Here is a 10,330-nt window from a genome sequence, read left to right on the forward strand (position 1 = left end):
GGTCAGAACATCCCGTTGGGATTTCGGCTGGTCGCGGGCAGTTCCTGCAGCACGTCCCAATGCTCGACCACGCGGCCCTGTGCGTCGAAGCGGAAAATGTCGATCCCGGCATAGTCCGGCCCGTTCGGCCAGATCTGGTGGCAATGAAGGACCACGAGGTCGCCCTCGGCAATGGCGCGCTTTACCTCGACCCGTTTGCCCGGATGCTCGCGCGCCATGCGCTCGAAATAGGCGATAAACCCGTCCGGCCCGCTCTCCACATGCGGATTGTGCTGGATGTAGGTGTCGCCCACGAACTGCGCGACCGCGTCGCGCGGCCGGCAGTCGTTGAACATCATCTCGTAGAAGGCAATCGCGTTGGCCTTGTTGCGCGCCGGGTCCGACATTGCCCTTCCCTTCCGTTCAGTCGTCGGCGAGCGTGTCCTTGTAGATCACGCCGTCTTTCATGATCAGGTCGAACCGCTCCTCATATTCGGTCATCACCGACATGTCCTGAAGCGGGTTGCCATCGATCAGGAGCAGGTCCGCATAGGCCCCTTCCGCGATGACACCCAGATCGCCGGGATAGGGATTGCGCGGGCCAGACAGTTTCAGCAGTTCCGCCGATTTCGATGTGGCTTGCCGCAGGATTTCCAGATTGTCGAACCATTCGGTCCGGAAGATGAACTCCTCGTTCGCGCGTGCAAGCATTTCGGGCGAGGTGATGACATCCGTGCCGAAGACGATCTTTTCGAACCCCAGTTCCTTGGCCATGGTGAACATCTGGTCGATGCCGTCATAGGCCTCGTCGTGCCGGGCTTTCTGCTCCTCGTTATAGCCATCGGGATGGAACGTGTAGACGATCACCTGCGGTGACAGCCAAGTGTCGTTCTCCATCATCACGCGCATGGCTTCCTCGCTCATAAGGTTGCCATGTTCGATGGATTTCACGCCATTCTCGACCGCGCGGATAATGCCATCGGAATTATAGGCATGCGCGGTGACATAGGTGTTCCAGTCCTCGGCCGCTTCCACCGCGGCGCGGATCTCGTCAGCCGTATATTGCAGCGTGTCGAGCGGGTCGGCATAGGAGCCTGTCCCGCCGCCTACGGAAATCTTGATCTGAGAGGCCCGCCGGCGCAACACCTCGCGCACTGTGCGCAGAACTTCGGCGCGACCGTCGGCGATCGCCGCCTGAAAATATTTCATCGGCGTGCTGGGGTCGAATTCCAGCGTAGACGGCTGTTCCGCGTCGGTCCGGTGGTCGGAATGACCCGAGCTTTGCGAGATCATCGGACCGGACGGATAGACGCGCGGGCCGACAAGAACGCCCTCGTCGATGGCGCGTTTGAGAGAAAAGGAGTTGCCTCCCACGTCACGCACGGTCGTGAAGCCCTGCATCAGATACTGTTTCGCGCTGGTCGAGGCGACATAGGCCCAATATTCGCGGTCCGAAGTGAATGCGACGCCGAAGGGCATCTGGAACATCAGATGCGCATGCATGTCGGCAAAGCCGGGCATCAGAAACCTGCCATCCGCGTCGATCACCCTGGTCCCATCGGGCACGTCGAGGTCCGCCCCAATCGCCGCGATCCTGCCCTCCTGCACCAACAGGTCCTGCCCCTCGATCAGGTCGGCATTGACCCCGTCGAAGATGCGCGCGTTGGTGATGAGCGTGCCGGTGGCATCGTCCTGCGCGAGCGCGGGCGCGGCGGCAAGACAGGCGCCAAGCCCTGCCGCGATGACGGTGTTTTTCAGCATGGTGTCTCTCCTCGGTTCAGGTGCCGGCCCCGCCCGTTTGCGACGGGGCCGTTTTGGTTCATTCCGTGTCGACGCGGGACCGGAGCGACACCTTCAGACCCGGCCGCAGGAACCGGTCAGGATTGCGGAATTCGCCCCAGACGGTGACTTTCTGCGTCTCCTCGTCGAACGTATGGCCGCCGGAAACGAGCTTGCCTTCATGCTCGAAAAGGGTGCCGTCGGGCAGCACGATCGACAGGACCACAGCGTCGATCAGGTCCGCATCCGAGTCAAACATCTGCTTGCGGGCAGCATAGATGTCATAGGGCACTTCGCCGATCACATGGATGGGATCGAGCTGTGTGACCACGGCCATCACATTGTCAGTGTCCGCTTCCTGCCAGCCGTTTTCACGCACCATCGGCGCGCTGACGATCCCGGTGAAGGGGGCTTTCAGCACCATTTGCGTCAGCACAAGCTCGGCCAAGCCGACCCGCGCCTCGGCTTCGGCGAGGTTGGCGGTTGCAATATCGCGTTGGGCTTCCGCCTTCTCCAGTTGAACCCGCGCCACGATGTCCCGGTCCTTCAGCGCTTCGGCGCGTTTCAGGTCAGCTTCCGCTTCGTGCAGATGGGCCGTGGCCGCATCGCGCTGCGCCTTGGCCAGATCGAGCTCCAGCTGCGCCGGCAGTTCGAAGAATTCGAAGAGCGTATCACCCTCGCTGACCATTTCGCCGGACGTGAAGGTGATTGATTGCAGCCAGCCGTCTACGAGCGGCGTAACCACGGCTTCGCGCGCGGGCACGACGGTGCCGTCGAACTCGACCAGATCGTAAGACCTGTCCTGAGCGCGGGCGCTGTCCGGCGCAAACAGGCCGCCCGCAACCGGAGCGGCAAAGGCAAGAACCGCAAGCAGCCGAACGGCGATGTTGGCAGGTCTGGCGCATCCGGCCTGTCGAGGGAGTGCAGTTTTCATAACGGGTCGTCCTTCTGAAAAAGCCCCAGTGCCGCGCACAGATTCAGCAATGTTCCAAAGCTGTTGATGCCGACGGCGATGACGAATACGGGCAAACTGGCATAATCCGCCAGCCCCGCTTCGAGATAGCGCAGAATATTGCCGATGACACCCCCGCCGCCAAAGACAAGCAGCGCGGGGATCATCCCGATCCGGTACCAGCCCACATATCCGCGCCGCCCGAGATCGAGAATGCCGAGATAGACGAGGAACATGGCCATCGACGGCAAAACGGGCGCCACGCTCAGCGGCGCGCCCGTGGTCTGGCGCCAGATCAGGCTCGCCGTCAGGAAGGCAAGGGCGGCGAGGCCGAACAGCAACTGGCCCGCGAGCAACCTTTTGAATGACATTCCGGACCGCCCTCCGTCAGTCGAGACTGTAGTTGAAGATCGTCCCGTCCTTCATGATCAGGTCGAAATTCTCATGTGGATCGGCCACGAGGTCGATATCCTCCAGCGGGTTGCCGTCGACAAGGATCAGATCGGCATAGGCGCCCTCCGCGATCACGCCCAAGGGCCCTTCCTGAAAGGGATGACGCGGGCCGGACAGTTCCAGCAGTTCGGCATTGATAGAGGTTGCCATCTTCAGCGTCTCAAACGGGCTGAACCAGCGCTGCAGCTTGGCCAGAAACGCACCCTGACGTTCGGCCAGCGCAGGGTCGAACAATATGTCGGTGCCGAATGCGATCTTCACGCCGACCTGCTTGGCCAGCCTGTAGATCTCATCGGTGCCGTCGGTCACCGCGATCCATTTCGCCTGGCTGACCGGATCGTCGAAGGAAAAGCCGTCCGCGTCATCCAGAAGCGGCTGGATCGAAAGCCAGACGTCATTCTCCTTCATCATCTGCAGGGTGTCCTCGCTCATCAGTAACCCGTGCTCGATCGATTTGATACTGGCCTCGATCGCGATCTGCGCTGCCTCATCGGTGAAGATATGGCTGGCAACATAGGTGTTGTACGTATCGGCCACCTCGACAAAGGCCTCCAGTTCGGCCTTCGTATACTGCCGCACGTCAAGCGGGTCATAGACCGACGAGACGCCGCCTCCGCCGGAGATTTTCAACTGGCTCGCGCCCATGCGCATCACCTCTCGTGTCCGCCGCGTCACCTCGTCCACGCCGTCCGCCATCGCCATCAGGCCGACCGAATACCAATACCATTGGGAATCCCCCGGATTGGTCGGCACCGCCTGATAGGGCCGGTAATCGAAATGCCCGCCCGTCTGGCCGATCGGGGGACCGGACGGCTGGATGCGCGGACCGACAAGTTCGCCAGCATCGATCATCTTCTTGGTAGCAAACGGGTTGCCGCCCACGTCGCGCACCGTGGTGAACCCGCGCATCAGAGTGTCTTCCGAACCGTTTGCCCCGCGAATCGCCACCTCCAGAATATCGCCGGTCACGACCGTGCTCTGCGCCGCGCAGCAATAGAGCGTGTGCCAGTGCACATCGATGAGGCCCAGGATCATCGTCCGCCCGCCGCCGTCGATCACCGTGGCGCCCTCGGGCACTGCGCCGCCCACCTCGATGCCGGAGATCAGGTTTCCTGTCACCGTGACGGTGGCCCCCTCGACCAGCGCCTCCGACGTGCCGTCAAAGACATTCACGTTGGTGATCGCGGTCACCGAAACATCCTGTGCGAGGGCCGAACCGGCAAAAACCGCGCCAATGGCGTTGCAAACAAAGCAGGTTTCATGGGGTTATCCCTTGGTCCAATGCATTCATCGGGAAACAGCCCGACGATAGCCTCGCCGCATTCCGCAGGAAAGCGCAACGTCAGGTCGCGCGGGCAACGCAGCCGCATTTTTGCGTGACCGGCCGCGCGGCGGCGGGCTATCACGTAGGCCATGATCCTGACCTAACGGAGAAAACCATGTCCGACCGCCCGCGCAAGACCGCCGCCGACCTGCGCTCCGCCCGCTGGTTCGCGCCCGACGATCTGCGCAGCTTCGGCCACCGGTCGCGGATGATGCAACTGGGCTATGCGGAGGAGGAATTCCGCGACCGCCCCGTCATCGGCATCCTCAACACATGGTCGGAACTCAACAGCTGTCACGGCCATTTCCCCGAACGGGTCAAGGACGTGAAACGCGGTGTGTTGCAGGCGGGCGGATTTCCGGTCGAGATGCCGGCCCTGTCGGTGGACGAGAGCTTCACCAAGCCGACCTCCATGCTCTACCGCAACCTGCTGGCGATGGAGACGGAAGAGATCATCCGGTCCCACCCGCTCGACGGGGTGGTGCTGATGGGCGGCTGCGACAAGACCACGCCCGGGCTGGTCATGGGCGCGATCTCGGCCGGCGTGCCGATGATCTACCTGCCGGCCGGACCGATGCTGCGCGGCCATTATGCGGGGCAGATCCTCGGCTCCGGATCGGATGCCTGGAAATATTGGGACGAACGCCGCGCGGGCAAGATCAGCGACGTGGAATGGAACGGGATTCAGGGCGGGATCGCGCGGTCGGTTGGCACCTGCATGACGATGGGCACGGCCTCCACCATGACGGCGATCACCGATGCGATGGGGCTGACGCTGCCCGGCGCTTCGTCGATCCCGGCGGCGGATGCAGGCCACCAGCGCATGGGCAGCGCCTGCGGGCGCCGCATCGTCGACATGGTCTGGGAAGACCTGACGCCCGACCGGATCGTGACGGACGCTTCGGTCCGCAACGCCGCGATCGTTGCCATGGCGACCGGATGTTCCACCAATGCGGTCGTGCACCTGATCGCGATGGCCGGGCGCGCGGGTATCACCCTTCAGCTGGACGAACTGGACGCCCTTGGCCGCGTCACCCCGCTCATCGCCAACGTCCGCCCCTCCGGCAAGGACTATCTGATGGAGGATTTCTTCTATGCGGGCGGCTTGCGGGCATTGATGAAACAGCTGGAGGACCGGCTCGACCTGTCCTGCCTGACAGTGACCGGCGAGACGCTCGGCGCCGGGCTCGACGGGGCACAGGTCTACAATGACGACGTGATCCGGCCCCTGTCGAACCCTGTCTATCACGAAGGCTCGCTCGCCGTGCTGCGCGGCAACCTCTGCCCCGACGGGGCGGTGATCAAGCCCGCCGCCTGCGACCCGGCCTACCATGTGCATGAAGGTCCGGCGCTCGTCTTCGACAGCTACCCCGAGATGAAGGCCGCGGTGGATGATGAAACGCTCGACGTGACCCCCGACCATGTCATGGTTCTGCGCAATGCCGGCCCGCTGGGCGGACCGGGCTTCCCCGAATGGGGAATGCTGCCGATCCCCAAGGCGCTCATCGCGCAGGGGCATCGCGACATGCTGCGGATATCGGACGCGCGCATGTCGGGGACAAGCTATGGCGCCTGCGTGCTCCATGTCGCGCCCGAAGCCCATGTCGGCGGACCGCTTGCGCTCCTGCGCACCGGCGACACGGTGCGGCTGGACCTGCCGAACCGGCGGCTCGACATGCTGGTGGATGAGGCCGAACTGGCGGCGCGGCGCGCGGCATGGACCCCGCCGGAACCGCGCTACGCACGGGGTTGGGGCTACATGTTCTCCGCCCATGTCACGCAGGCCGACAAGGGCTGCGATTTCGATTTCCTCGAATCCGGATTCGGACCGGCGGCGGGCGAGCCGGACATTTTCTGACCGGTCAGGCGCCGATCCGGTCGAGCTGCGCGCGGATCATCTGGTAGCCCTCGCGATAGACGGCCTCGGGACTTTCGGCAAAGTCGCGCCAGACCTTGGTCGCCGCCGCCAGATCCGGCAGGCCGCGCCCGAACGCCTCGATGGTCAGCCAGCCATCATAGCCCGATTCCGCGATCGCGTCGAAGGTCGCATCCCAGTTGATATGACCGCGCCCCGGCACGCCGCGGTCATTCTCCGATATGTGGATATGGGCCACATGGCCGGCATTGCGGATCAGCGCCTCCAGCGGGTCCTGTTCCTCGATATTGGCGTGGAACGTGTCATACATGGCGCGGATGTTGCGGTGGCCGATGTCGTCGAGATGGGCGGCCAGCCCGTCCATGGTGGTCAGAAGGTAACATTCGAACCGGTTGAGCGCCTCCAGACAAACTGTGACGCCAGCGCCGGCCGCATGATCCCCGATCTCGCGCTGCGCGGCGACGGACCGCGCCAGTTCCGCCTCTGTCGGACCGGTGCCGGAGAAATGCCCCAGCGTCGAATGGAGCGGCCCGCTCAGCTTCGGCGCGCCGAGCGCCTGCGCGCAGTCGATGGCCCGTTTGACGTGATCAACGCCCGCCCGCCGCTCAGCCGCATCCGCCGAGACAAGGTTCTGCGCCGGATCACCGTTGGCCGACACGGCCGTTCGGTCCAGACCCAGATCATCCAGCATTCGGCCCAATGCGGCATAGTCCTCCGGCGTGCCGTCGAAGATCGGGATTTCCACCCCGTCAAAGCCGGTTTTTGCAATGTCGCGCAAAAGCGGTTCGTGGTCCCGTCCGACCGAAGTCGTCCAGAGAAACATGCACATGCCGATCTTCATGGTCCCTCCTCACGCGTCACAGAGCGCTGCCAAAATCGCCTGATCTGGTCATACCAAAATATTCCTGCGCCGCCTAGCGCCCTGCCAGTTCCGGGCGCACAGACTGGATTTCAAATCCCCGCAATCATTGAGCCATGGTCAAGCGAGGCGTGTTGGAGCCCCGTGGTCCCGCCCGGCAGAAGAATCTTGACGCCCGCACAGGTCTGGCGCAATCTGGTCCGGCCAGATGGCGGCGGAGGGCGCAAAGCCGCAATTTCGACCGTCGCCCAACAGAGACAATTCAGGGAGAACGCGCGTGCACCTGTCCACTCACAACTGGATGCGCGCCGAACCGTTGGAAACCACGGTGCGGCGGATCAAGAAATTCGGCTATGAAAGCATCGAGATTTCCGGCGAGCCGGACCAGTATGACACCAAGGAAGCGCGGGCGCTTCTGAAGGAAACCGGAATGCGCTGCTGGGGGGCGGTCACGCTGACGCTGGGCGACCGCAACCTCGCCGCCAAGGATGAGGGCCAACGCGCCCGCTCGGTCGATTATGTGAAAAGCGTCATCACCATGGTGTCGGAACTGGAGGGGGAGATCGTCACGCTTGTCCCCGCCACTGTCGGCAAGGTCGTGCCCGACGCCACGCCCGAGGAAGAATGGGGCTGGGTGGTCGACGCGACCAAAGAATGTTTCGGCCATGCGCAAAAACTCGGCGTGAAAATCGCGGTTGAACCGCTCAACCGGTTCGAGACCTATCTGTTCAACCGCGCGGCACAGGCCCTTGCGCTGGCCGATGCGGTCAGCCCGGAATGCGGCGTCTGCCTCGATGCGTTTCACCTCAATATCGAGGAGGATGACATCTATGATGCGATCCGGCTCGCCGGTGACCGGCTCTTCGATTTCCACGTGGCCGACAATAACCGTTTTGCCGCGGGGCTCGGGCATCTGGACTGGAAGAAGATCGTCGAGACGCTGAAATCCATCGGCTATGACGGTGCGCTGACCAACGAGTTCGTCGCGCCTGTGGACCGGACGCCGGCAGCGCCCTATCCCAACATGGTGGAGACCAACCCGGTCGACATCTCGCCCGAGCAGCTGAAGTTCATTCAGGATCACGGGTCGAGCCTCCTGACCGAGGAGTTCTACGCCGACCAGATGCGGATCACCGCCGAAACCCTGCTGCCGCTCATCAAGTAGCGGCACACCCCGCCCCCGGACCCGACCGGGGGCGGCGGCCTGTCCGGCCATGCCGGCCGCAGCCCGGTCAAGGAGGGCGTATGCAGATCAAGTCAGTGCAGGCCTGGTGGGTGCAGATCCCCATTGCCGACGACAAGCAGCATGTCAGCGATTTCGGCCGGCTGCGGACCTTCGATGCCGCGATCCTGCGCATCGAGACCGACACCGGTATCGTCGGCTGGGGCGAGGGCAAGAATGCCGCCGGGAGCGCGGGCCATTACGACACGCTCGTCCACCTGCTCAACCACGAGTTCGGACCGAAGATCATCGGCCGGGACCCGCGGGACATCACCTGGATCTGGGAGGACCTCTATAACGGCGTGCGCGCCGACAAGGCCCGGCGATTGGGCCACCCGATGCCCGAACTGGCACGGCGTGGTCTGACGCTGGCCGCGATCAGCGCCATCGACATCGCGCTCTGGGACATTGCGGGCAAGGCGCAGGGCGAACCGGTCTGGCGGCTTCTGGGCGGGCGCAAGGCCGACCGGCTGCCGGCCTATGCGTCCGGCGGATGGGCCGATGTAGACGGGATCGGCCACCAGCTTCAATCCTATATCGACGCGGGCGGGTTCCGCGCGGTCAAGATGCGGGTCGGCGCGATGGACCGCTCGCCGGCCCATTCGGCAGCCCGTGTGGCGGCTGCGCGGGCGGCGCTCGGGCCAGATGTGGCGATCATGGTCGATGCGCATGGCACTTTTACCGTGGCCGAGGCAAAGCGTTTCGCACATCTGGCCGCCGACAGCGATATTGCCTGGTTCGAGGAGCCGGTGACGGCCGACGATCCGGCCGGCATCGCCGAGTTGCGCGCGGCCACCCACATCCCCGTTGCCATTGGCGAAAGCGAGGCCGGACGGTTCGATTTCGCCCGTCTGGCCGCCATGCGTGCGGCGGACATCTTCCAGCCCGATCCGGCCTATTGCGGCGGCATCACCGAAGCGATGCGGATCGGCGCCATCGCAAATGCGCACAACCTGCGGCTTGCGCCGCATCTCTGGGCCGGGGCGCCCTGCTTCTTTGCCGGTCTGCATGTCTGCGCGGCCTCGCCCGCGAGCTTCACGGTGGAGTTCTCGCTCGGCGCCAATCCGATGATCCACGATTTGTCGCAGCAGCCGGTGCTTGTCTCGGACGGCGAGATCGCGATACCGGAGGGGCCGGGACTGGGGCTCGACATGGCCGGGGATCTGGTCCGGAAATTTGCCAGGACCGGATGACAGATGCAGCATGACCAGTTCATTCCCGAATTGACCGCCCATATCGTCGCGGTGGCCAAGGAACGCGACGGCAAGGCCCCGTCGGAGCGGGAACTGGCGGATCATTTCGGCGTCAGCCGCGGCCAGATCCGGGAGGCGCTGGCCATCCTCGAAGCGGTGCGCGTCATCGAACGGCGCGCCAAGTCGGGCATCTACCTCACGCCCGAGGGCACCGGGCTGGAGACGCTCGCCTTCTATGCGCAGGCCGGAATTCCGCTGGAGCGCCGTCAGGTGTTCGAGGCGGTCGAGGTTCGCAAGATCCACGAGATCAAGGCCGCCGAGATTGCCGCCGAACGCGCCACGACGGAAAATTTCGACCGGCTGCGGGACCTGCTCGCCCAGTCCGAGGAGCGGATCAAGGACGGCACCGGACTGGCCGAGATCGATCATGCCTTCCATCTGGAAATCGTGCGCGCCACGCAGAACTCGATTTTCTACGAGATCTGTTCGACTTTCTACCGGCTGAGCCGCCAGCGCCTGCCGGTCTATTTCGACAAGCCCGAGCGCAACGCCCAGAGCCATGCGGAGCACCAGCAGATTTTCGACGCGCTCTACCGCCGTGACAGCGAGTTGGCCAAGGCGCTGATGCAAAGCCATTTGCGCGGGGCATTGAGCTACTGGACGGAACTGCTCGACACGAGCGGATCCAGCTGA

At 63.9% G+C, this 10,330-nt stretch carries 10 protein-coding genes; 4 read left to right on the forward strand and 6 right to left on the reverse strand.

The genetic code is table 11. The features are described 5' to 3' along the window. Nucleotides 1-2: 2 nt before the first annotated feature. From GSH16_RS02540 to GSH16_RS02560, 5 genes are read right to left on the reverse strand one after another with little or no spacing between them, the layout of a single operon-like run. Nucleotides 3-386 carry a nuclear transport factor 2 family protein gene (locus tag GSH16_RS02540; protein ID WP_160851539.1) on the reverse strand — a complete coding sequence of 128 codons (384 nt, stop codon included), beginning with the start codon at nt 384-386 and terminating at the stop codon, nt 3-5. A gap of 16 nt (nt 387-402) precedes the next feature. Next, a complete protein-coding gene (locus GSH16_RS02545; protein WP_160851541.1) occupies nt 403-1,740 on the reverse strand; it encodes a metal-dependent hydrolase family protein in 1,338 nt (445 codons plus the stop codon). A gap of 58 nt (nt 1,741-1,798) precedes the next feature. Continuing rightward, nucleotides 1,799-2,692, reverse strand: a complete 894-nt coding sequence (locus tag GSH16_RS02550) for an efflux RND transporter periplasmic adaptor subunit (protein ID WP_160851543.1) — start codon at nt 2,690-2,692, stop codon at nt 1,799-1,801. Next, nucleotides 2,689-3,081 carry a hypothetical protein gene (locus GSH16_RS02555; RefSeq protein ID WP_160851545.1) on the reverse strand — a complete coding sequence of 131 codons (393 nt, stop codon included), beginning with the start codon at nt 3,079-3,081 and terminating at the stop codon, nt 2,689-2,691. Before GSH16_RS02555 ends, GSH16_RS02550 begins: the two co-directional genes overlap by 4 nt. Before the next feature lie 16 nt (nt 3,082-3,097). Continuing rightward, nucleotides 3,098-4,354 carry a metal-dependent hydrolase family protein gene (locus GSH16_RS02560; protein ID WP_328803141.1) on the reverse strand — a complete coding sequence of 419 codons (1,257 nt, stop codon included), beginning with the start codon at nt 4,352-4,354 and terminating at the stop codon, nt 3,098-3,100. 248 nt (nt 4,355-4,602) lie between these two features. Between GSH16_RS02560 and araD the strand changes: the two genes are divergently transcribed. Then, nucleotides 4,603-6,345: an L-arabinonate dehydratase gene (araD, locus tag GSH16_RS02565; RefSeq protein WP_160851547.1), complete on the forward strand. Its 1,743-nt coding sequence runs from the start codon at nt 4,603-4,605 to the stop codon at nt 6,343-6,345. A 4-nt stretch (nt 6,346-6,349) separates the two neighbouring features. Here the strand turns inward: araD and GSH16_RS02570 are convergent, their stop codons facing one another. Continuing rightward, on the reverse strand, nt 6,350-7,204 hold the full coding sequence (locus GSH16_RS02570) for a sugar phosphate isomerase/epimerase family protein (protein WP_160851550.1): 855 nt from the start codon (nt 7,202-7,204) through the stop codon (nt 6,350-6,352). A gap of 295 nt (nt 7,205-7,499) precedes the next feature. Here GSH16_RS02570 and GSH16_RS02575 point away from each other — a divergent pair, with 295 nt between their 5' ends. The 3 genes from GSH16_RS02575 (at nt 7,500) to GSH16_RS02585 (ending at nt 10,330) form a co-directional block, all read left to right on the forward strand. Then, nucleotides 7,500-8,387 carry a sugar phosphate isomerase/epimerase family protein gene (locus GSH16_RS02575; protein WP_160851552.1) on the forward strand — a complete coding sequence of 296 codons (888 nt, stop codon included), beginning with the start codon at nt 7,500-7,502 and terminating at the stop codon, nt 8,385-8,387. Nucleotides 8,388-8,467: 80 nt separating this feature from the next. Beyond that, complete coding sequence (locus tag GSH16_RS02580; RefSeq protein WP_160851554.1) at nt 8,468-9,637, forward strand: mandelate racemase/muconate lactonizing enzyme family protein; 1,170 nt, start codon at nt 8,468-8,470, stop codon at nt 9,635-9,637. 3 nt (nt 9,638-9,640) lie between these two features. Further along, nucleotides 9,641-10,330, forward strand: a complete 690-nt coding sequence (locus tag GSH16_RS02585; protein ID WP_160851557.1) for a FadR/GntR family transcriptional regulator — start codon at nt 9,641-9,643, stop codon at nt 10,328-10,330.

Source organism: Oceanomicrobium pacificus, assembly GCF_009833495.1.
In the GTDB taxonomy this organism is placed as follows: Bacteria; Pseudomonadota; Alphaproteobacteria; order Rhodobacterales; family Rhodobacteraceae; genus Oceanomicrobium; species Oceanomicrobium pacificus.